Genomic DNA, 21,692 nt, shown 5'->3' with positions numbered 1-21,692 from the left:
ACGCCCAGCCAGCCCGCCTGGCTGGCGCTCAGCGTCGCTTTTCGCGGCCGGAGGCGCCCCTGACGCCCAGCCGGCCCGCCCGGCTGGGCGTCAGGGCCGTCCCGGAGCGGAAGAGGCAGCGCTCAGCGCCAGCTGGGGGAGCACGGCTGTGGGTTCGGGACGGGTGGTGCGGCCGGACCAGACGGCGGCGTTCACCGCGGCCCAGGCCGCGCCGAGGATGAGGGCGGCGACGGTCTCGCTCAGGCGGCTCCAGCCGAGGTAGACCCAGGAGCCCGCGCAGATGGCTGTGCCCAGTGCGGCGGCGGTCCAGACCGTGACCTGCCAGGACCAGGGCAGACCGCGGGCGACCAGCCAGGCGAGGAGGCCCGCGGCGGCGGCGACCTGGGCGGTTTGCCCGGCTGACATGGTGGCGAGGGCCATCGCGGCGGCGTCGAGCGGGACGCTTCCGTCGAACTCGGCCGGTGCGGGGAAGACGAGCGTTTCGGCGGCGCGCCAGCCGGGCGGTACGGCTTGGGACAGGACGGCAGCCAGGATCACGGCGGGAAGCACCGGGCCGATGGCTTCGAGTAGTCCGGCCCACCCGTTCCGCCGCGAACCCGACAGGGAGCGGGAGAGCGGGCGAGGCCAGAACCAGCGGAGCAGGGAGACCACGACGGCGAGGGCGATCAGGGCCTCGGGGACGAACGTGGTGGCGGTTTCGAGCGCGAACAGATAACCGTCGGACGTCCACTGCGAACGGGTCCACTCCGCGACCGCGTCATCCGTTGCGGCCAGGCCGCTGAAGCGCACCACCGGAGGAATCACCGCGACGAGGAGGACGGCGAGTGAGGTGAGCAGGCCGAGGCTGAGTCCGGCCGCGATGACCGGGTGTGCCGGGTGGGGCCACCAGCGGCTGCCGCGGGGGAGGAGGCGCGCGATTGCCCGTACCGAATCGGGGTTTTGACCGAACCATCGACCCGCCAGAATCAGTCCGAGAATGAGCAGCGTCAGCGCGGCCAGCGCGCCGGTCGCGCGACCGGCGCGCGCGGCTAGGACGTCGTAGGAGGCCCCTGCCGCGTAGCTCGCGCCGACCATCCACAAGGACCAGAGGATCGCCGCCGGCGTGTGCCAGGCCGCGAAAGTGCGATGGGGTACGCGACCGCGCGCTGCCAGCCGAGGCATGAGGGTACGCGCGCCCACCACCCACTGTCCGAGAAAGATCGCCCGCCCGCCGTGCCTGCCGAACAGCTTCTCGGCGCGCCGCAGGCCCCGGTCAAGAGGCCGCGGGCCCCGGTCGAGAGAAAGCCCGGCGCGGGGGAGACCGGCACGACGGGCGCCGGACCGGAACGCCAGGTTGCCACCGAGCAGCGCCGACCCGGCCGCGACCGCCAGCGCCGGCACCAGCGGCACCACCCCCGCGTTGGCGAGCAACCCGAGTGCGACCAGAGCCGTCGCCGCCGGCAGCACCAGACCGGCGACCAGGGCCGTCTCCGCCGTGACCAGGACGGCGACGACGAGATAGACCAGGACCGGAGGCAGCCCGCCGAGCAGATCGTTCAGCACATCGAAAACGTAGGGCTTGGGGGATCGAGGGGGATCGGTGATGCTCCCTAGGTATGCACCTCATCCTGCGCCGTCTTGATGATCTCGCCGCCCACCTCGGAGCCCGTGACGACACCGTCGCCGTGCTCGGTCTCGGCTCGGCCGGCGCCCAGCGGGCCCGCCTGGACGAGCACTCCGACCTGGATTTCCTGCTGGTGGTCGCGGACGGGGCGAAGTGGCGGTACGTGGACCGCACCGACTGGCTGGAAGTGCCCGGACCGGTGGTGTTCAGCTTCGCCCACGAGCGCGACGGCCGCCGGGCCCTGTATGAGGACGGCGTCCTCGCCGAGTACCGGGTGGTCACCGTCGCGGAATTGACGAAGGTCCCGTTCTCCGGCGCACGGATCGTGTGGCGCCGGACCGGTGCGCCGCCCGGGCTGGCCGAGAGTCAGGCATCCCTGCCGCACACTCCCTACGACTCCGCCGATTACCACCTGAACGACGCACTGACCTGCCTTTACACCGGGATGCACCGGGAGCTGCGCGGTGAGCGGCTGGCCGCCTCCCGGATGATCCAGACCCGGGCCGTGGACGGGGTGATCGCGCTGGCCCGGCTCAGCGGCGGCGAACCGCCCTACCGCGACCCGTTCGACGCGTCGCGGCGGGTGGAGCGGGCGTACCCGCCGGATGCGCTGCCGCTCGCCGCGATGGTTCCCGGCTACACCGGCAACGCGGCCGCCGCGCTGGCGATCCTCGACTGGCTCGCGCACCGCTATCCGATCGATCCGGCGATCGGCGACCCCGTGCGCGCGCTGATCCGGCGATCGGCCCAGACCCCGCATGCGCGCTGATCCGGCGACCCCGTGCGCGCGCTGATCCGCCGTTCGGAGGATTATCGGTGACCTTCGAAGAGAGGAGGGTCTATGTCCGTGATGCAGACAGTTCCTAAATGGAGAGCAGTCGCGCTGGACTTCCTGGAGCGTGCCGGGTGGTCGGCGGGGCAGGTGTTCGTCGCGACCCTGCTGGCCGGTGGGGCCGGCGCGGTCGGTCAGCTGCCGTGGAAGCAGGCGATCACGCTGGCGGTCAGCGCCTTCGTGGCCTCGGCACTGCTGACCGGCGTTCAGTACCTGGGCAAGTTCAGCAACCTGTCGTTCTGGCCCGACCTGCTGGTCCGCCTGGGTAAGACGTTCCTGGGTGCGCTGACCGGGTCGATGGTGGCCGGGGTCTTCGACATCACGACGTTCGACTGGGGTGCCGCGCTGAACGTCGCGTTCCTGGCCACGCTCGCCTCGCTGGGCAAGGGGCTCCTCGCCCGGGAGCCGGCCGCACCGAACGGGCAGGTTCCGCCCGACGCCAGCCCGTCCACGCTGCCCACCGGCACGTACCGGGAGGCCGTCGACCACGCCCCGGCGCCGCCCACGATCGAGGCGACGAACCCACCCGAAGGCACACCCGCGGCACCGCCTGCCCAGGCTGCAGCCGCGACGGACACGAAACCTCAGTAACCGATCGGCAGGCCGGCGTAATTCTCGGCGAGCCCCGTAGCGCCGGCCTCGCTGTTCGCCACCCAGCGCAGCTGGGACAGCTGCAGTTCGGCGTCGAACGGGTCGCCGGACGTGTGCAGCATCGTCGTCATCCACCAGGAGAAGTGTGTGCATCGCCAGACCCGGCGCTGCGCGTCGCCGGAGTACCGGTCGGCGAGCGCCGGGTTCCCCTCCTTGATCTGCGCGATCAGGGCCCTGCTGAGCAGCGCGACGTCGGCGATCGCGAGGTTGAGGCCTTTGGCGCCGGTGGGCGGCACGATGTGCGCGGCGTCCCCGGCGAGGTAGAGGTTCCGGTGCCGCATCGGTGTCTGCACGTAGCTGCGCATCGGCAGCACGCTCTTGTCGGTGATCGGCCCGGGGGTGAGTTTCCAGCCGTTCTGCCCGTGCCCGAGCCGGGTCGCCAGCTCCTCCCAGATCCGGTCGTCGGACCACGAGGCCGGGTCGGTCCCGTTCGGCACCTGAAGATAGAGGCGGCTCACCGTTGCCGAGCGCATCGAGTGCAGGGCGAACCCGTTCGGGTGCCAGGCGTAGATGAGCTCGTCGGTGGAGGGCGCGACGTCGGCGAGGATCCCGAACCAGGAGTACGGGTAGACGCGCTCGAAGGTTTTCGCCGCGGGCACGGCGTGGCGCGAAGGCCCGAACGAGCCGTCACAGCCGGCTGTCGCCTCACAGTCCAGCCGGTGAGACACGCCGGCCTTGTCAGTAAAAGTCACGAATTCGTCAAACAACTGGACGTCCGACACCTCGTAGTGGATCTCTTGGCCGTCCGCAGCACGGGCGGCGACCAGATCCTTCTGCACCTCGGTCTGCCCGTAGACCCAGACGGAGCGCCCGACGAGGTTCTCGAAGTCGAGATGGTGCCGCTCACCCGGCCACTGCAGATAGATCCCCCGGTGATGATCGCCCTCCCTGCGGATCCGGTCACCGAGCCCGGCCGACTCCAGCAGCTCGACACTGGAGTGCTCCAGGATCCCGGCGCGGATCCGGGCCGCCACGTACTCCTCGGAGCGGATCTCGAGGACCACCGAGGAAACCCCGCCCTGGGCGAGGAGATGAGAGAGGAGCAGACCGGCCGGGCCGGCGCCGATGATGGCGACCTGGGTACGCATGACCTCAGCCTTCGGCAGCGGCACGTGCCCCGGCAAGACCCTGATTCCATCCAGTGGAAGCCGTCAGCGTTCGCCCGATCCCGTTGGACGCCACCTGCAACGCGGACACCAGCCGTGGCAGCTGGCGGCGCAGATCCGGCACGACGATCCCGAGGGCGGCCACCACGGTGTCCCCGGTGCGTACCGGCACCGCCACCGAGCAGGCGCCGAGGCTCATCTCCTCGCCGGTGGTCGCGTAGCCCTCGGCGCGGACCCGGCGCAGCTGCTCCAGGAGCCGGGCGGGCTGGGTGACGGTGTACGCCGTGATCCGCACCAGCCGCCCCAGAGCCTCGGCGCGCACCTCCTCCGGCGCGTACGCGAGGAGCACCTTCCCCACCCCCGTCGCGTGCATCGGCAACCGCGACCCGACCCGGCTCACCACGGGCACCGACACGTGCCCCGCCAGCCGCTCGACGTAGAGCACCTCGATGCCGTCCCGAACAGCCAGATGCACGGTGGCGAGCGTTGTGCCGTACAAATCATGCAAAAATGGGGAAGCGGCCTGGCGCAGCCCGCTCTGCACCGGAGCGAGCAGCCCGAGCTGCCAGATCCGGCGCCCGATCACGTAATCACCGCTGGGCTCGCGGGTCAGCGCACCCCACCGATGCAGCTCGCCGACCAGGCGATGCGCGGTGGCCAGGGGCAGACCGGCCCGCCGGGCGAGGTCGGTCAGCGAGAGGCTGCGATGCGCACCGTCGAAGGCGCCCAGAAGGTCGAGCGCGCGTGACGTGACGCTGGCCCCCATGAGCCCCCCTTCCACTGAATGGAAGAAGAGTATCGCCGGAACGCCGGGAACCGCCTAGCGTCCGGTGCGTGAACATGGAGTTGTCACAAGCCGACATCAGCGCCGAGATCGAGGCGGCTGCCCAGCAGCCGGGCGGTCCGCAGCCGAGACTCGACTACCCGTCGTACCGCAGCAGCGTCCTGCGGCACCCGAAGCAGCCGGCGCACCTGATCGACCCGGAGTCGGTGGAGCTGTGGGCACCGGCCTTCGGTCACCGCGACGTCGCCGACGACGAGGCGGACCTGACCATCCAGCACTCCGGCACCCCGATCGGCGAGCGGATCGTGGTGTCCGGGCGGGTCCTCGACGGTGACGGGCGCCCGGTCGCGGGCCAGCTCGTCGAGGTCTGGCAGGCGAACGCGGCGGGACGATACCGGCACCAGCGCGACCAGCACCCGGCGCCGCACGACCCGAACTTCACCGGGGTCGGCCGCTGCATCACCGGGCCGGACGGGTCGTACCGGTTCCAGACGATCAAGCCGGGGCCGTACCCGTGGCGCAACCACGTCAACGCGTGGCGCCCGGCGCACATCCACTTCTCGCTCTTCGGCCTCGACTTCACCCAGCGGGTGGTCACCCAGATGTACTTCCCGGGCGACCCGCTCTTCGCGCTGGACCCGATCTATCAGTCGATCACCGACCCGAAAGCGCGGGAACTGCTGGTGGCCCAGTACGACCACGACCTCACCACGCCCGAGTGGAGCACCGGATACCGTTGGGACGTAGTTCTCTCCGGCACCCACCGCACGCCACTCGAGTCGGACACTGAGGAAGCTGCATGAGCGAGCTTGCGAGCGAATCATCAGGCTCAGCCTTCGGCTCATGGCGACGCCGGAGCGCAGCGGAGGTGGCGCCATGAGTGAGCTTGCGAGCGAATCATCAGGCTCAGCTTTCAGCTCATGGCGACGCCGGAGCGCAGCGGAGGTGGCGCCATGAGCGCGGTACCGGGCCAGACCGTCGGCCCCTTCTTCCACCTCGGCCTCGAGTTCCCGCGGATGAACGAGCTGGTCCCGCCGGCCCATCCGCGTGCCGTCCGGCTGCACGGCCGGGTCACCGACGGCGACGGCAACGCGGTGCCCGACGCGGTTCTGGAGATCTGGCAGGCCGACCCGCGGGGTCACGTCCTGCGGGAGCCGGGGTCGCTGCGCCGCGACGGGTGGACCTTCACCGGCTGGGGCCGGGCCGCCACCGACCCGGACGGCCACTACCAGTTCTCGACGCTGGAGCCGGGTGCGACCGAGCCGGGCAGCGCTCCGTTCTTCGCCGTCACGGTCTTCGCCCGCGGCCTGCTGGACCGGCTCTTCACGCGCGCCTACCTGCCCGACGACCCGGACGTGCTGGCCCGCGACACCCTCCTGGAGTCGGTCGCGCCGGACCGCCGGTCCACGCTGATCACGACCCGGGAACCGGACGGCCTGATCTTCGACGTCCGTCTTCAGGGCGACGGCGAGACGGTCTTCCTCACCTATCCCCGGCTCCGGGACGCCTGGGCATGAGACAACGCGCTTGCGCGCTTTCCAGGCCATGCAGGGGTACGCCTTGAGCGATCTCCTCTGGCCCGGTGACGACCGTGCCGGTGGCCTGTTCACCGGCGCCGCCGTTCTCGAGGCGATGGTCCGGGTCGAAGCCGCCTGGCTGGACGCCCTGGTCCTGCACGGCGTGGCCGGCCCCGGCGCGCGTGACGACCTCACCGGACTGACCGGCCCCGGCGACGTCCCGGCCGTGGCCCGTGACGCCGAGTCCGGCGGCAACCCGGTCATCCCGCTGCTGAAACTGCTCCGGTCCCGGCTCGGCGATCGCAATCCCGCCGCCGCCGAGCTGCTGCACAAGGGCCTGACCAGCCAGGACGTCCTGGACACCGGTCTCGTGCTGTGCCTGCGTGACGTGCTGGCCCGGGTTCGCGACGACCTGGCCGGCCAGATCACCACGCTCGCGCGGCTCGCCGGGGAGCACCGGGGCACGCTGATGGCCGGGCGGACCCTGACCCAGCATGCCGTACCGATCACTTTCGGTCTCAAGGCAGCGACCTGGCTGACCGGCGTGCTCGACGCCCGTGACAGCCTGGACACCGCCGCCGACCGCCTGGCGGTGCAGATCGGCGGCGCGGCCGGCAGCCTCGCCGCCCCGGTCGCCCTCGCCGGATCGCCCGCCGCTGTCACCGACCTAGTCGAGACCACCGCGGCCGCCCTCGGCCTGCCGGCCCGCACGCCCTGGCACACCGCCCGCGCGCCGCTCACCGGCGCCGCCGACGCGCTGGTGACCTGCACCGACGCCTGGGGCCGGATCGCCAACGACATCCTCGTCGCGGCCCGCCCGGAGATCCACGAGCTGACCGAGGGCGCGGTCCGGGGCCGGGGCGGCTCCTCGACGATGCCGAACAAGCAGAACCCGGTGCTGGCCATCCTGGTGCGCCGGGCCGCGCTGGCCGGGCCACCCCTGGCCGCCACCGTGCACGCCGCCGCGGCCGCCGCCGTCGACGAGCGGCCCGACGGCGGCTGGCACGTCGAATGGGCCACCCTGCGCACGCTCGCCCGGCACACGGTCACCGCCGGTTCGCAGACCGCCGAGTTGCTCGCCGGACTGCACGTGGAGACCTCCTGGATGACCGCCAACCTGGCCGCGGCCCGGCCCGGCGTCGACGCCGAGCAGCGGTCGGTCGCACCGGAAGCGGCACCCGACGAGCCCTACCTCGGCGCCACCGACCAGATCATCGACGCGGTCCTCGCCCGGGCCAAGGAGTGAGACGTTGCTGACCGCCACCACCTTCACCGGCGCACCCGGCCGGCCACTGCTGCTGCTCGGCTCCTCGGTCGGCACCAGCGCCGAGACGCTCTGGGCCGGCTGCGCCGCGCGCCTGTACGGCAACTACCACGTGGTCGGCTTCGACCTGCCCGGCCACGGCCGAAGCGCACCGGCACCCGGCCCGTTCGGCGTCGGCGACCTGGCCCGCGAGGTGATCGCGCTCGCCGACCGGATCCGGCCGGGCACGTCGTTCCTCTACGCCGGCGACTCGATCGGCGGCGCCATCGGCCTGCAACTGCTGCTGGACTTCCCGGAGCGGGTCACCGCCGCCGCGCTGCTCTGCACCGGTGCGAAGATCGGCGAGGCCACGGCCTGGCACGACCGCGCGAAACTGGTCCGGGCGCAGGGCACCGAGGCGGTGGTGGCCGGCTCGATCGAGCGCTGGTTCGCCCCCGGCCTCCCGGACCGGTCGCCCGAGGTGACCGAGCCCCTGCTCGGCGCGCTGCGCGCGACCGACGATGAGAGTTACGCGCGAGCTTGCGAGGCGCTTGCTGATTTCGACGTACGCGAGAGGCTGCCCGAAATAGCCGCCCCGGTCCTGGCCGTGGCCGGAGCCCTCGACAAGCCGACCCCGCCCGGCGGCCTCGCCACGATCGCCGAAACCGTCCTGAACGGCCGCCTGGTCGTCCTCGACGGTGTCGCGCACCTCGCACCGGCCGAGTCACCGGAGATCGTCGCCTTCCTGCTCGACCAGCACTTCGACGAGCAGCGCGCGGCCGGCCTCAAGGTCCGCCGCGAGGTGCTCGGCCCGGCCCACGTCGACCGGGCCACCGCCGGCACCACCGCGTTCACCCGCGACTTCCAGGACCTGATCACCCGGTACGCCTGGGGCGAGATCTGGACCCGCGACGGCCTGGCCCGCCGGGACCGCTCGCTGATCACGCTGACCGCCCTGATCGCCCTCGGTCACCACGAGGAACTGGCCATGCACGTACGGGCCGCGCGGACCAACGGGCTCTCGGCCGGCGAGATCAAAGAGGTCATCCTGCAGACTGCGATCTACTGCGGCGTACCGGCCGCCAACACCGCCTTCCGCATCGCGCAACGCGTTCTTGAGGAGCTCCCGTGACCGACTCGTTCGTCTACGCCGCCGCCCGCACCCCGTTCGGGAGATACAGCGGTGCCCTGGCCGAGGTGCGACCGGACGACCTCGCGGCCACCGCCCTGACCGGTCTGCTCGACAAGGCACCGGAGTTCGACCGGGGCCGCATCGACGACGTCTACTGGGGCAACGCCAACGGTGCCGGCGAGGACAACCGCAACGTCGGCCGGATGGCGGTGCTGCTCGCCGGCCTGCCCACCTCGGTACCGGCGGCCACCGTCAACCGGCTCTGCGGCTCCAGCCTGGACGCCGCGATTCTCGGCTCCCGCGCCATCGCCGCGGGTGACGCGGAGATCGTGGTGGCCGGCGGTGTCGAGTCGATGACCCGGGCGCCGTGGGTGCTGCCGAAACCGTCCCGGGCCTTCCCGGCCGGGAACCTCGAGGCGGTCTCGACCACGCTGGGCTGGCGCCTGGTCAACCCGGAGATGCCCGCCGAGTGGACGATCTCGCTGGGTGAGTGCAACGAACGGCTGGCGGAGAAGCACGGCATCACCCGGGAGCGGCAGGACGCGTTCGCCGTACGCTCGCACCTGCTCGCCGCCAAGGCCTGGGACGACGGCTTCTACGCGGACCTGACGGTGCCCGCGGGTGACCTGGTCCGCGACGAGGGCATCCGTGCCGACAGCAGCCCGGAGAAGCTGGCGAAGCTCAAACCGTCGTTCCGCAAGGACGGCACGATCACCGCCGGCAACGCGTCACCGCTCAACGACGGCGCCTCCGCGGTGCTGCTCGGTTCCGCCGCGGCCGCCTTCCACATCGGCTTCGACCCGCTCGCCCGGATCGCCGGGCGCGCCGCGCACGCCGTCGACCCGCAGGACTTCGGTTTCGCACCGGTCGAGGCGGCCGAGAAGGCGCTGGGCCGGGCCGGCATCGGCTGGGGCGACGTGGGCGCGGTCGAGCTGAACGAGGCGTTCGCCGCGCAGTCCCTCGCCTGCGTCGACGCCTGGGGCATCGACCCGGAGATCGTCAACACCCGGGGTGGCGCGATCGCGATCGGTCACCCGCTCGGCGCCTCCGGCGCGCGCATCCTCGGCACCCTCGCCCACGTCCTGCGCGAGCGCAACCAGCGCTGGGGTGTCGCCGCCATCTGCATCGGCGTGGGCCAGGCCCTCGCCGTGGTCCTGGAGAACTGCACCCGGTGAAAGCGATCATCACGGACGCGCTCGGCGCCGTCACCGCGGTCAAGGACGGTGACACCGTCCTGATCGGCGGCTTCGGCATGGCCGGGATGCCCGTCGAGCTGATCGACGCGCTGATCGAGCACGGCGCGGGCGACCTCACGATCGTCAGCAACAACGCCGGCAACGGGGACACCGGACTGGCCGCACTGCTGGCGGCGCGCCGCGTACGAAAAATGATCTGTTCCTTTCCCCGGCAGACCGACTCCTGGGTCTTCGACGGCCTCTACCGCGACGGCAGCGTCGAACTCGAGGTCGTCCCGCAGGGCAACCTCGCCGAGCGGATGCGTGCCGCCGGCGCGGGCATCGGCGCCTTCTACGGCCCGACCGGCGCCGGCACCATGCTGGCCGAGGGGAAGGAGACACGCACCATCGACGGCCGGGAGTACGTTCTGGAGTACCCGATCCACGGCGACGTGGCGCTGATCCGGGCGCACGTCGCCGACCGCCTCGGCAACCTGGTCTACCGCAAGACCGCCCGCAACTTCGGCCCGGTGATGGCCACCGCCGCCACCGTCACGATCGCCCAGGTCTCCCGGATCGTCGAGCCCGGCGACCTGGACCCGGAGAACGTCGTCACCCCGTCGATCTACGTCAACCGGCTGGTGGAGGTGCCCCGATGAGTCAGCCCCTCGGCAAGGACGACCTCGCCCGGCTCATCGCCGGTGACATCCCCGACGGGTCGTATGTCAACCTCGGCATCGGGCAGCCCACCTCGATCGCCCACCACCTGAAACCGGACAGCGGCGTCATCCTGCACACCGAGAACGGCATGCTCGGCATGGGCGAGGTGGTCCCCGCCGACCGGGCCGACTGGGACCTCACCAACGCGGGCAAACAACCGGTCACCGAGCTGCCCGGCGCTGCCTACTTCCACCACGCCGACTCGTTCGCGATGATGCGCGGCGGCCACCTGGACGTCTGCGTGATGGGCGCCTTCCAGGTCTCGGCCGCCGGCGACCTGGCCAACTGGCACACCGGCGCGCCCGACGCGATCCCGGCCGTCGGCGGGGCGATGGATCTGGCGGTCGGCGCCAAGGAGGTCTGGGTGATGATGACGCTGTTCACCAAGACCGGCGAGCCGAAGCTGGTGCCGGAGTGCACCTATCCGCTGACCGGTAAGACGTGCGTGACCAGGGTCTACACCGAGGTGGCGACGTTCCTCGTGGGTGGTGAGGGTGTGCGTGTGGTGAACACCTTCGGCATCACCTTCGAGGAGCTGGAGTCACGCCTGGACGTGCCGCTCGCACGTCCCTGAGGGCCACGGTGGCCGGCGGCTCAACGGAGCGCCGCCGGCCATCGTCCTTCGCTTTCGGCGCACCCGCCGGTGGTTCTCGGAAAACGGGGCGTTTCAGCGCGCGTCCTGGGGGCATCGAAGATTCGCATGAGGGAAGCGTCGATGGAAACGCGGGCCGGTGAGCCCGGTCCGTACAGCAGGACGAAGATGCGGGTGCTCGCCGTCGTCGGCGTCGTTTCCGGGCTCCTCGTGCTCGGCATGGCCCTGCTGGAGCGGGCCGGGGGCAACCCGAACGCCGGCAAGCTGATCTGGCTCGCCTGCGCGCCGCTCGCCGTTCTGGCGATCACGGTGCCGCTGGCGAAGCACCGGGGCCGGATGTAATCCGGTGGGAGAGACTCCCCCTCCAGGGGTGGACAGGGGATGACGGGGAACGAGGTGGGGCTGCCTCGTTCCCCGTCGGGAGTCACAGCACGTGCGTGGACGGAGCCGAACCACGCGGTCTAGCTTTGCCTCCAATTCGTTGGGGATGTGGTTGGGGGACTGGGAGCGCTCCCATTAACACCAATGTAACCGAAGTGAACGGCTCGCGCGAGGGTCAGGCGGAAGCGGTGCAGCTTACTGTCGGCGTGGCCGCCGCACCGGAGCCCAGGAAGCCGAAGCTCGTACTGGCTCCCGCCGACACCGCCCCGTTGTAGCTGACGTTCGTGGCCTGGACCGTGTTCCCGCTGGTGGTCAGGTTGGCGTTCCAGCCCTGCTGGATCGGCGGCGTGCCCGGGTAGGTGAGCAGCACCGTCCAGTTCTTGATCGCGGAACTGCCCGCGGTCACCTTCACCTCACCCTGATATCCGCCGTTCCAGCTCGACGTCACCGCGAAGGCCGCCGAGCAGGCGCCGGTGACCGGCGGGTTCGAGGTGGACGGTGACGGCGACGGCGTGTCAGACGGCGGGCCCGAGGGGGACGCCGACGGCGAGGACGACGGCGACGAGGACGGCGACGCGCTGGGCGACGTCGGCGGGTTGGTGCCGCCGAAGTTCACGTCGCTGCAGAAGTAGTACGACTGGTCCGAGTGGCTCGCCTGCCAGATCGTGTAGACGATGGCCCGCCCGGAACGCCCGGAGACGCTCACCGGGATGTTCTGCTGCACGCCGTTGGAGAGCTGCTGGGTCCACTGCGCGGCCGGGGTGTTCGGCACGCTGGTGGTCAGCTGCAGGTCGGACCACTTCAGCGCCGTCGTCACCGGGTTGTACCCGGGCTTCGACACGTAGACGCGGATGTAGTCGGCACCGTGCCGCGCACCGTCGAAGAGCTGCACGGTGAACGAGTTGCCGATGTTCGCGGCCTTCCAGTCACCGAGAGCGTCCATCGCGTTGTAACGGCCGCCCTCGGCGTGGCCGCCGCTGCACAGCTGACCGTCCGGGATGCCGCCCTGGTGGTTGCCGGCCAGGCCCTCGCGGTACAGGCCGTTCCAGTTCCACATGGCGTTCGGGTTGGCCTGCCAGGCCTGCCAGCACATCGGATCCTCGGTCTGCATGGCCGGGTCCTGGAACTTCGAACCCCAGCGCTCGAAGCAGCCGTAGTTGCGCGACGCGGGACCGACGACGTTGCCGTGCGCGGCGGCCGGCCCACTTGGGATGAGGATGGCGAGGGTCGCGGCAAGGGCCGCGACCAGGGCACTGATCAAGAATTTGAGACGTACGGGTGAGGACATCTGCGCTCAGCACTCCGTGAGCTAGGGACCGTCGCGCCGTTCGCGGACAGCCTTCATCAGGGACGCGCGAAAGCTGCCCATGCTTTCGCGGCCGCGTGGCTCCGGCGGCAGTGCTGTGCGCCCAGCCTCGCCGAACAATCGACCCAAGTCAATTGTTGATCGAGGAAAGTTCAGGCGTACGCCTTGGTCCAGTTCTCACCCTGGTCGGTGCCGCTGCACAGGCCGGACCCGTACCCGGTCGCCACGCAGACCCGGAACTCCACCGCCCGGCCCTCACCGAAGTCGTGGTCGAAGCGGGCCGGGACACCCACCAAGGCGGGTCCCCGATGGGTGCCGGTCTGCAGCGTGCCGTCCTTGCGGACGTACTTGTACTCGGCGTACACCTGGCTGCCGTGATCGGCCAGCTTGATGAGCGTGAAGGTGTCGCCGGCCGAGGCGAAGCGCGCCTCCGCGAGGACCCGGCTGTTCTCGTCGTAGACACTCGCGAGCGCGTCCAGCCCTTTGGCGCTCGCGGCGCCCGGCGCCATTCCGGTCTTGGCGCTCGCGGCGCCCGGCGCCATGCCGGTCTTGGCGCTCGCGGCGCCCGGCGCCAGACCGGCCGCCAGTAGCACGGTGAGCGCAACGGCGACTCGTCGCAGGATGGTCATGACTGCCTCCCGGTTTCGCCGATACGACACGGTCGTTCGCCGCGTCGCCCAAAACCGGAGGAAACTCATCAATACCCACGCAGGCGCCGAATAATCGGATGCCGCCGCGGAACCGCCCGCCTACGGTGCAGGAATGTCCGTCCAAGCTGCTCGCGCCGCCGAGATCCTCATGCAGTTGTCCCACCCCGCCCGGCTCCGCGCCTACGCCGAGCTGGTGAACCAGGGCAACAACGGCGCCACGCTCTTCGAGCTCTCCCTCCACCTGGACATGCCGAAACCCGATGTCGCCGAGCTCTGCGGCCGCCTCGTCGGCGCCGGCCTGGCGAGGGGCACCGGCCAGGGCACCTTCCGCGCCCGACCCGACGTGCTCCGCGAGGCCGCCCAGGCGCTCGCCCGGGTCCAGCCCATCGCCCCGCTCCTGGCGGACTATCCGCAGCTCAAGTCGTACTTCGCGCACGGCCGCCTGAGCAGCCTCCCGCCCACGATGAGCGAGCGCTACCACCAGATCGGCGAGCTCTTCGCCCGCTTCCTCGCCGTCGACGGCATCCTCACCGAGGCCGAGGTCAACGACCGCCTCGCCGTGGTCACCGACGACGTGGCAGCCGCCCGCCGCATGCTCGTCGAAACCGGCTGGCTGGAACGCGACCGGGCCGGCACCTCCTACGGCTCCGGCCGTCCCCTTCCCCAACCCGCCTGACGAGACCCACCCGGCTGGCTGTGAGCGGTGGGTTTGAGCGTGAAAGGCGCCGCTGAGCGCCAGCTGGGTTACCCGGCTGGCCGTGAGCGGTGGGTTTGAGCGCGAAAGGCGCCGCTGAGCACCAGCTGGGTTACCCGGCTGGTGCCCAGTGCTACCTCCCGGCGTTGGGGCAGCCCGGGGAGCCGGCGTGGGAAATCTGGCGAGCTGGGGCGGGGGATGTCATTCGTGGGTGACGTTGAGGGGGGCGGCGTCGCGGGGGACGATCGCCAGCATCGAGACGGCAAGGACCGCGGACACGATGCCCAGGATGCCGACCGCGGGACGCAGGCCGCCGACCGCGGCGCCCACCCCGGTGATCAGGACGGGGGACAGGAACTGGCCGATGAACAGGGTTCCGGTCCACAGCCCCGTGCCGCGCCCGCGCTCGGAGAACGACAGGCCGTTCGTGGCCCAGGTGACGAGGGTCGGCAGCAGCAGGCCGGTGCCGGCGCCGGTGACGACCGCGCCGACGGTGATGACGGCGACCGAGCCGCTCGCCCAGATGATCAGGAAGCCGGCCGAGGCGAGTCCGAAAGCGATCGGCAGCAGGGTGCGCGGCGTCTGACCGGAGAGCTTGGCGAACGAGCCGGCCGCCAGCGCGGTGGCCAGCGACATCAGCGCGCTGAGGGCGCCGATGGTGGCCGTCGCGGTCACGCCTGCCTCGTCGAGCAGGAACGAGAGCTCGACGATCAGGGCGTAGAAGACCACGCCGCCGGCCAGGGTGACCAGGCACGGCACGCGCAGGCGCCGCCAGGGGATGGGGTCCAGCTTGGCGGCGCGCGGTCCGGTGGCGGGCTGCCAGATCAGCAGAGCCATGGGTACGGCGAGCGCGGCTGCCACCAGGTACAGCCAGAAAGGTGTACGCCATCCGCCGGCACCGAGGGCTCCGCCGAGCCCGAGGAAGACCGTCGCCGAGACCGAGGCGAGCAGAGTTTGCAGAGCGAGGTAGCGGCTGCGCTGCCGCCCGGACCAGTAATCGGCGATGAGCGTGGTGCAGCAGGTCATGATCGCCGCTTCGCAGAGCCCGACAAGGACCCGGCTGCCGATGATGGTGCCCAGCGACTCGAGGTAGAGCGGTGCTGTGCCGAAGATCGTGTAGCCGATCATCGCGATGATCAGTACCCGCTTGCGGTCGATGGCGTCGGCGATCACACCGGCGAACGGCGCGGTCAGGCCGATGATCAGGGCGGGCACGGTGAGCACGATCGGCACGAGCACGTCGGCGCCGGCGACTCCGGCGAAGTGGTCGGTCATCTGCGGTAGCACCGGTGCGATGAGCACGGCGCCGAGGACGGAGAGGCAGCTGCCGGCGAGCAGCACGATCAGCTGGGGGAGGCCGGCTTGACGTGCCGGCGCGGCGGTCGCGGTTCCGGGCATGGACAGGCCCTTCGAGGAGAGTGGCGGGAACAGCCGGTGGTCCAGGTCACACGCGGTGGCCCTGACTATGGGCGGCGCCCGTCATCAGCGGAAGACGTATCCGCTGATGGCCACCATCAGCCCGGCTGATGGCGCCTTCCGGTCCGCGGCCGCCGGTCAGCCCGGCTGATGGCGCCTTCCGGTCCGCGGCCGCCGGTCAGCCCGGCTGGTGGCGCGACTTCGCCGGCAGCCGCTTTCAGCCCGGCTGATGGCGCAGTTCGTCCGCGGCCGCCGTGAGGATCTCGCGCAGCCACAGGTGGGCGGGGTCGTTGCGGTAGAGCGGGTTCCACCAGAAGGCCTCGGCCACCGGGACCACCTCGAACGGGCAGGCGAGCACCTTCACGCCGGCGACCGGTGCGAGCCGCCGGGCCAGCCGTTCCTGGATCAGCGCCACCCGGCGGGTCCCGGCGACCAGCCAGGGCATCTGCAGGAAGCCGTCGACCACCACGTCCACCCGGGCCTCGACGCCGAGCATCCGCAGCTGGCGCGACGCCGACGCGAACGCCGTCGGCCCGTTGAACAGCGCCACCCAGGGCAGCTCACCGAGCTGGCTCAGCGTCAGCCGGTCGCCGACGTCGGGGTGGTTCTCGTCCACGATGCACACCCACCGGTCCTCGTAGAGGTCCAGGTACGGCAGCCCGGTGACGAAGCCGTGCGGGATGAACAGGCCGTCGGCCGTGCGCAGGGTCTCGGGTGCGTGGTCGACAGCGTCCGGGGTGGTCTGCTGCAGGTGCAGCCGGGCGCCGGGTGCGGCCTCGGCGAGGCGGCGGGCGACGAGGGGGCCGAGGATGGTGGCGGCGTAGTCGGAGCTGACGATGGTGAACTCGCGGTCGAGGCCGGACGGGTCGAACTCGGCGGTGGCGTCGAAGACCCGGCGGACCGCGGCCAGGGCCGGCCCGGCGAGGGCGGCGACCTGGGCGGCCAGGGGAGTCAGCTGGTAACGGTTGCCCACGCGGACCAGGAGCTGGTCGCCGAAGTGCCGGCGCAGGCGGCCGAGCGCGCCGCTCACGGCGGGCTGGCTGACGCCGAGCCGCTCGGCGGTGCGGGTCACGTTGCGCTCCCGGAGCAGGGCGTCGAGCGTGACGAGCAGGTTGAGATCGAGGTTCGCCAGCACCCGGTCGACCGCCATGGAGACACTATAAGACGGGCCTATGGGTCCCATAGCCAAGTCGAGCTTCCCTGATACCTGCCGTCACGAGACAGTGGTCCCCATCACAGCCGTTACAGAGGGGAAACCGCCGTGCCGGCAGTTCGCAATGTTCTGGTCGTGGGTGGTGGCGCCGCGGGCGCCGCCGCGGCGATCCTCCTCGCTGAAGGCGGCGTCTCGGTCGATCTGGCCGACCTCAAGCCCGACGTGTCCGCGCTCGGCTCCGGCATCACGCTGCAGGGCAACGCGCTTCGCGTTCTGCGCGAGCTGGGAGTCTGGGAGAAGGTCAGGGCCGAGGGGTACGCCTTCGACACACTCGGCCTTCGCGCACCCGACCCGGCCGGCACGCTGATCGCCGAGCTGACCGACATCCGCACCGGTGGGCCGGACCTGCCCGCCACCCTCGGCATGTACCGGCCGGCGCTGGCAAGAATCCTGCTCGACCGGGCCGCCACGGTGGGCGCCAAGATTCGCTTCAGCACCCGCCCCACCGCGCTCGACCAGGACGGCGACACCGTCGCGGTCACCTTCGCCGACGGCTCGACCGGCCGGTACGACCTGGTGATCGGCGCCGACGGCATCCGCTCCTGGACCCGGCGGGCGATCGGCATCGACCTCGAGCCGCAGCCGGTCGGCATGGGCATCTGGCGGACCTTCACCCGCCGCCCGGACAGCGTCACCCGCACCGACCTCTACTACGGCGGTCCCGCCTACATCGCCGGATACTGCCCGACCGGCCCGGACAGCCTCTACGCCTACCTCGTCGAGGACGTCGGGGACCGGGCCGGTCTGACACCGGACGAGGCCCTCGCCACGATGCGCGAGCTCGCCGGGGCGTACCACGGGTCGTGGGACGAGATCCGCGACCGGCTCACCGACCCGGCGACCGTCAACTACACCGCCTTCGAGAGCCACGTCCTGGACGGCCCGTGGAACCGCGGCCGCGTGGTGCTGATCGGCGACGCCGCGCACAGCTGCCCGCCCACCCTGGCGCAGGGCGCCGCCCAGGCCCTGGAGGACGCCTCCGTCCTGGCCGGGCTGCTGCTCCGCGACACCGCCGTCACCGGCGAGCTGTGGACCGAGTTCACCGGCCGCCGCCTGCCGCGGGCCAGGACGGTGGTCGAGGCGTCCCTGCAGCTCACCCGCTGGCTGCTCGCCCACGAGCGGGGCGACGTCCCAGGCCTGATGGCACGCGTCGCGCACCTGGTCGCCGAGCCGGCCTAGATGGCACGCGTCGCGCATCTGGTCGCCGAGCCGGCCCGATGGCACGCGTCGCGCATCTGGTCGCCGAGCCGGCCTGATGGCACGCGTCGCGCATCTGGTCGCCGAGCCGGCCTGAACTCACCGGAGGGAAGAACATGAACGACGAGCGACTCATCACCCATCTGCGGCACGTCGACCTGGCCGTGCCGGACTACGACCGGCAGATCGCGTTCTACACGACCATGTGGGGCCTGGACGCCGAGACGACCGACGACGGCCTGGCCTTCCTGGCCGCCGCCGGATCCCCCGAGCACTATTCGGTACGCCTGCGCAGAGCCGCCGAGAAGCGGCTCGACCTGATCGCCTTCGGCGCGGCGAACGAGGCCGACGTGAACGCGCTCGCCGAGCGCCTCGGCCGCTCCGGCGTCCAGCTGGTCTGCGAACCCGGCAAGCTGCTCACCCCCGGCGGCGGATACGGGTTCCGGTTCTTCGACCTCGACGGCCGTACGGTCGAGGTCTCCTCCGGCGTCGAGGTCCGGCAGCATCGCAAGCTCGAGGAGGGCGAGTCCGTACCCGTCAAGCTTTCTCATGTTGTGATCAACTCGCCGAACCCGGAGGCGACCGTCGCCTTCTACGCGAAGCACCTCAACTTCGCGCTCTCGGACACCCTGACGCACCCGCGGATGGGCGACATGATGTGGTTCCTGCGCACCAACCGCTGGCACCACAGCCTGGCGATCGCCCGCGGGCCGCACGTGTCGCTGCACCACGCGTCGTTCGAGATGCGCGGCATCGACGAGTACATGCGTGGCACCGGCCGGCTGCTGCGCGGCGGGGTGGAGAAGGTGTGGGGGCCGGGCCGGCACATGGCCGGGAACAACACCTTCAGCTACTTCCTGGACCCGCACGGCAACACCATCGAGTACACCACCGAGCTGGAGGAACTCGACGAGGACAGCTGGCACCCGCACCTCTACGACTTCTCCGACCCGGCCGTGAGTGACCAGTGGGGTACGGCCAACCCGATGAACGAGTTCGTGGCCAGGCAGTCGTTCAACGATGTCGACCGCGGCGTTTTCGTCGCACCCCCGGTGTAGAAGGAGAGGCATGCGGATCGCGAGTTTCCGGCACGACGGCCGGGTCAGAGCGGGTGTCGTCGAGGGTGGCGAGGTCTTCGGCTTCCCCGGCGACCTCGACGTCCGCACGATCATCGAGCAGGGGACGGACGTTGGTCAGTTGCGGCGTGCGCCCGGCGTACCCCTCAAAGACGTTCAATTGCTGGCGCCGCTGCAGCCTGCCTCGCTCCGCGATTTCGTCGCGTTCGAGGAGCACGTCGAAGGGGTGCGGCGCAGCATCGACGGCACCGGCGGCGTGCCTGACGCGTGGTTCGACGCGCCGACGTTCTACTTCACCAACCCGCACCGGATCTACGGGCCGGACGACAGCGTCCCGTTCCCCGCGCACTCGGTGAACCGCGACTTCGAACTCGAGGTGGCGGCGATCGCGGGGCCGGCCGGCACCATCTTCGGCTACACGATCTTGAACGACTGGTCGGCCCGCGACCTGCAGAAACGGGAGATGCAGGTGAGCCTGGGCCCGGCCAAGGGCAAGGACTTCGCGAACACGCTGGGCCCGTGGATCGTGACCGCCGATGAGCTGGAGCCGTTCAAGGACGGCGACGGGTTCCTCGACCTCTGGTGCTCGGCGTCGGTGAACGGCGTGGAGATCGGCCGCGACCTGCTCAGCAACATGGGCTGGACCTTCGAGACCATGATCATGTATGCCGCCCGGGACAGCCGCGTCGTCCCCGGTGACGTGCTCGGCTCCGGCACCGTCGGCAACGGCGGCTGCCTCGCCGAGCTGTGGGGCCGCAACGGGCGGCAGGAACCGCCGCCCCTGCGCGACGGCGACGTCGTCACCCTGACCGTCGAGGGCATCGGCAGCCTCACCAACCGCGTCACCTCCGGCCCCGCCACCGACGACATCCCGCGTGTCCGCCGCCGTGACCCGGCCGCCGCGCGTGCAGAGAGGCACTGAGATGTTCGAGTACTTTCCCGGCAACTACGTGTGGAACCTGGGCGTCGTCGCCACCCTGAACAGCGGCGGCCTGATCGACGAGGTGGACCGCGCCTGCCGCCCGATCCGCGACCTGGCGGCGCGAGGGTCGGATGTCGGCACCGTCGAGTTCCTGGCCTCCTGGGCGGCGGTCGCCGAAGACCTCGCGGCGCAGGCGGCGGCGGACGAGGCGGCCGGCCACCTTCGCACGGCCGGTCAGAAATACCTGCGCGCCACCAACTATCTGGCGCAGGCCGAGCGGATGCAGAGCGCCAAGGCGCCCGACCGCAACGTCTTCTACCGGCGGTGCCTGGAGCTGCAGCAGAAGGCCTTCGACCTGATCGACCCGGCGACCACGAGGGTCGAGATTCCGTTCGAGGGGGCGCTGCTTCCCGCGTACCTCAAAAAGGCCGAAACGGACGGCCCGGCGCCGATGGTCATCATGTTCAACGGCCTCGATTCCACCAAGGAGCACATGTACGCGTCGGGCTTCCCGCAGGAGATGGCCGCCCGGGGGATCTCCACGCTGATGGTCGACTGTCCCGGCAGCGGCGAGGCCCTGCGCCTGCTCGGCCTCACCTCCCGCGTGGAGAGCGAGGACTGGGCACGCGCCTGCGTCGACTACCTGCTCACCCGCGACGACGTGCTGCCTGAGAAAATCGGGCTGGTGGGCTGGTCGCTCGGCGGCTATTACGCTCCGCGCGCGGCTGCGTTCGAGAAGCGGCTGGCGCTCTGCGTGGCGTGGGGGGCGAACCACGACTGGGGTGCGGTGCAGAAACGCCGGCTGGAGCGGGAGGGGGAGAACCCGGTTCCGCACTATTGGGACCACGTTCTCTGGGTGTGGGGCGAGACCGACCTCGACACGTTCATCAAGAAGGCGTCGGCGGTGAATCTGGACGGTGTCGTCGAGCGGATCACGGTGCCGTTCCTGATCGCCCACGGGGAGAACGATCGGCAGATTCCCGTCGCCTACGCGCACCGGTCCTACGAGCAGGCGGTCAACTCACCCCGCCGTGACCTGCGGATCTTCACTGCGGCTGAGGGTGGGGCGGAGCATATCGGGCTCGACCACTTCGCCCACGTCCAGACCTACATCGCCGACTGGATCGCCGACGTCCTCCAATAACCGCCCCGCCCCGCTCAGCGCCAGCTCGTTCGCCCGGCTGGTGGTGAGCGGGGTGTTTTTGGGCGTGGGGCCCCGCTCGGCGCCAGCTCGGTTGCTCGGCTGGTGGTGAGGGGGGTGTTTTTGGCCGTGCGGCCCCGTTCAGCGCCAGCTCGGTTGCCCGGCTGGTGGTGAGCGGGGTGTTTTTGGCCGTGCGGCCCCGCTCAGCGCCAGCTCGGTTGCCCGGCTGGTGGTGAGGGGGTGTTTTTGGCCGTGCGGCCCCGCTCAGCGCCAGCTCGGTTGCCCGGCTGGTGGTGAGCGGGGTGTTTTTGGCCGTGCGGCCCCGCTCAGCGCCAGCTCGG

The 21,692-nt window shown here is 71.1% G+C and carries 22 protein-coding genes and 1 pseudogene; 16 read left to right on the top strand and 7 right to left on the bottom strand.

Annotation, left to right across the window (positions count from 1 at the left end; translation table 11 throughout):
- Positions 1-90 precede the first annotated feature (90 nt).
- The gene (locus tag ACFQV6_RS14325) at positions 91-1,542 is read right to left on the bottom strand and encodes a DedA family protein (protein WP_378027941.1); all 1,452 of its coding nucleotides are present in this window, start codon (positions 1,540-1,542) and stop codon (positions 91-93) included.
- Positions 1,543-1,595: 53 nt separating this feature from the next.
- Between ACFQV6_RS14325 and ACFQV6_RS14320 the strand changes: the two genes are divergently transcribed.
- Positions 1,596-2,372 carry a hypothetical protein gene (locus ACFQV6_RS14320; RefSeq protein WP_378027940.1) on the top strand — a complete coding sequence of 259 codons (777 nt, stop codon included), beginning with the start codon at positions 1,596-1,598 and terminating at the stop codon, positions 2,370-2,372.
- Between the two features lie 72 nt (positions 2,373-2,444).
- Positions 2,445-3,026: a holin gene (locus ACFQV6_RS14315; protein WP_378027939.1), complete on the top strand. Its 582-nt coding sequence runs from the start codon at positions 2,445-2,447 to the stop codon at positions 3,024-3,026.
- Here the strand turns inward: ACFQV6_RS14315 and ACFQV6_RS14310 are convergent.
- Positions 3,020-4,174, bottom strand: coding sequence for a 4-hydroxybenzoate 3-monooxygenase (locus ACFQV6_RS14310; protein ID WP_378027938.1), 1,155 nt, complete (start codon positions 4,172-4,174; stop codon positions 3,020-3,022). The two genes, ACFQV6_RS14315 and ACFQV6_RS14310, sit on opposite strands and share 7 nt — an antisense overlap.
- 4 nt (positions 4,175-4,178) lie before the next feature.
- On the bottom strand, positions 4,179-4,958 hold the full coding sequence (locus ACFQV6_RS14305) for an IclR family transcriptional regulator (RefSeq protein ID WP_378027937.1): 780 nt from the start codon (positions 4,956-4,958) through the stop codon (positions 4,179-4,181).
- A gap of 74 nt (positions 4,959-5,032) precedes the next feature.
- Here ACFQV6_RS14305 and pcaH point away from each other — a divergent pair, with 74 nt between their 5' ends.
- From pcaH to ACFQV6_RS14260, 9 genes and pseudogenes are all read left to right on the top strand, one after another.
- Positions 5,033-5,779, top strand: coding sequence for a protocatechuate 3,4-dioxygenase subunit beta (pcaH, locus tag ACFQV6_RS14300; protein WP_378028101.1), 747 nt, complete (start codon positions 5,033-5,035; stop codon positions 5,777-5,779).
- 150 nt (positions 5,780-5,929) lie between these two features.
- Entirely contained in the window at positions 5,930-6,493 is a 564-nt protein-coding gene (gene pcaG / locus ACFQV6_RS14295) for a protocatechuate 3,4-dioxygenase subunit alpha (RefSeq protein WP_378027936.1), read from the top strand.
- 43 nt (positions 6,494-6,536) lie between these two features.
- A complete protein-coding gene (locus tag ACFQV6_RS14290) occupies positions 6,537-7,739 on the top strand; it encodes a lyase family protein (protein ID WP_378027935.1) in 1,203 nt (400 codons plus the stop codon).
- 4 nt (positions 7,740-7,743) lie between these two features.
- A pseudogene (locus tag ACFQV6_RS14285) lies at positions 7,744-8,466 on the top strand (alpha/beta fold hydrolase); the annotation flags it as partial.
- Positions 8,467-8,481: 15 nt separating this feature from the next.
- Positions 8,482-8,868, top strand: coding sequence for a 4-carboxymuconolactone decarboxylase (gene pcaC, locus ACFQV6_RS14280; protein WP_378028100.1), 387 nt, complete (start codon positions 8,482-8,484; stop codon positions 8,866-8,868).
- Positions 8,865-10,043: a thiolase family protein gene (locus ACFQV6_RS14275; RefSeq protein ID WP_378027934.1), complete on the top strand. Its 1,179-nt coding sequence runs from the start codon at positions 8,865-8,867 to the stop codon at positions 10,041-10,043. Before pcaC ends, ACFQV6_RS14275 begins: the two co-directional genes overlap by 4 nt.
- A complete protein-coding gene (locus ACFQV6_RS14270; protein WP_378027933.1) occupies positions 10,040-10,702 on the top strand; it encodes a 3-oxoacid CoA-transferase subunit A in 663 nt (220 codons plus the stop codon). The genes ACFQV6_RS14275 and ACFQV6_RS14270 overlap by 4 nt, the downstream gene beginning before the upstream one ends.
- Positions 10,699-11,337 carry a 3-oxoacid CoA-transferase subunit B gene (locus tag ACFQV6_RS14265; protein ID WP_378027932.1) on the top strand — a complete coding sequence of 213 codons (639 nt, stop codon included), beginning with the start codon at positions 10,699-10,701 and terminating at the stop codon, positions 11,335-11,337. Before ACFQV6_RS14270 ends, ACFQV6_RS14265 begins: the two co-directional genes overlap by 4 nt.
- A gap of 141 nt (positions 11,338-11,478) precedes the next feature.
- Positions 11,479-11,697: a hypothetical protein gene (locus tag ACFQV6_RS14260; protein WP_378027931.1), complete on the top strand. Its 219-nt coding sequence runs from the start codon at positions 11,479-11,481 to the stop codon at positions 11,695-11,697.
- Between the two features lie 214 nt (positions 11,698-11,911).
- On the opposite strand, the gene ACFQV6_RS14255 is transcribed toward ACFQV6_RS14260, so the two are convergent.
- Positions 11,912-13,024, bottom strand: coding sequence for a lytic polysaccharide monooxygenase (locus ACFQV6_RS14255; RefSeq protein WP_378027930.1), 1,113 nt, complete (start codon positions 13,022-13,024; stop codon positions 11,912-11,914).
- A gap of 170 nt (positions 13,025-13,194) precedes the next feature.
- Complete coding sequence (locus ACFQV6_RS14250) at positions 13,195-13,671, bottom strand: hypothetical protein (RefSeq protein ID WP_378027929.1); 477 nt, start codon at positions 13,669-13,671, stop codon at positions 13,195-13,197.
- A 133-nt stretch (positions 13,672-13,804) separates the two neighbouring features.
- Between ACFQV6_RS14250 and ACFQV6_RS14245 the strand changes: the two genes are divergently transcribed.
- Positions 13,805-14,368 (top strand): DUF2087 domain-containing protein, encoded by a 564-nt coding sequence (locus ACFQV6_RS14245; protein WP_378027928.1) that lies wholly within the window; start codon positions 13,805-13,807, stop codon positions 14,366-14,368.
- A gap of 219 nt (positions 14,369-14,587) precedes the next feature.
- Here the strand turns inward: ACFQV6_RS14245 and ACFQV6_RS14240 are convergent, their stop codons facing one another.
- Positions 14,588-15,784 (bottom strand): MFS transporter, encoded by a 1,197-nt coding sequence (locus tag ACFQV6_RS14240; protein WP_378027927.1) that lies wholly within the window; start codon positions 15,782-15,784, stop codon positions 14,588-14,590.
- Positions 15,785-16,019: 235 nt separating this feature from the next.
- Complete coding sequence (locus ACFQV6_RS14235) at positions 16,020-16,952, bottom strand: LysR family transcriptional regulator (protein WP_378027926.1); 933 nt, start codon at positions 16,950-16,952, stop codon at positions 16,020-16,022.
- A gap of 111 nt (positions 16,953-17,063) precedes the next feature.
- Here ACFQV6_RS14235 and ACFQV6_RS14230 point away from each other — a divergent pair, with 111 nt between their 5' ends.
- From ACFQV6_RS14230 to ACFQV6_RS14215, 4 genes are all read left to right on the top strand, one after another.
- Positions 17,064-18,194 carry an FAD-dependent monooxygenase gene (locus ACFQV6_RS14230; protein ID WP_378027925.1) on the top strand — a complete coding sequence of 377 codons (1,131 nt, stop codon included), beginning with the start codon at positions 17,064-17,066 and terminating at the stop codon, positions 18,192-18,194.
- 134 nt (positions 18,195-18,328) lie between these two features.
- Entirely contained in the window at positions 18,329-19,270 is a 942-nt protein-coding gene (locus ACFQV6_RS14225) for a VOC family protein (protein ID WP_378027924.1), read from the top strand.
- Between the two features lie 10 nt (positions 19,271-19,280).
- A complete protein-coding gene (locus ACFQV6_RS14220) occupies positions 19,281-20,210 on the top strand; it encodes a fumarylacetoacetate hydrolase family protein (RefSeq protein ID WP_378027923.1) in 930 nt (309 codons plus the stop codon).
- 1 nt (position 20,211) lies between these two features.
- Positions 20,212-21,354 (top strand): alpha/beta hydrolase family protein, encoded by a 1,143-nt coding sequence (locus ACFQV6_RS14215; protein WP_378027922.1) that lies wholly within the window; start codon positions 20,212-20,214, stop codon positions 21,352-21,354.
- Positions 21,355-21,692 lie beyond the last annotated feature (338 nt).

Source organism: Actinoplanes sp. GCM10030250, from assembly GCF_042666575.1.
Taxonomy (GTDB): domain Bacteria; phylum Actinomycetota; class Actinomycetes; order Mycobacteriales; family Micromonosporaceae; genus Actinoplanes.
This window is presented reverse-complemented; position numbering and strand designations above follow the sequence as displayed.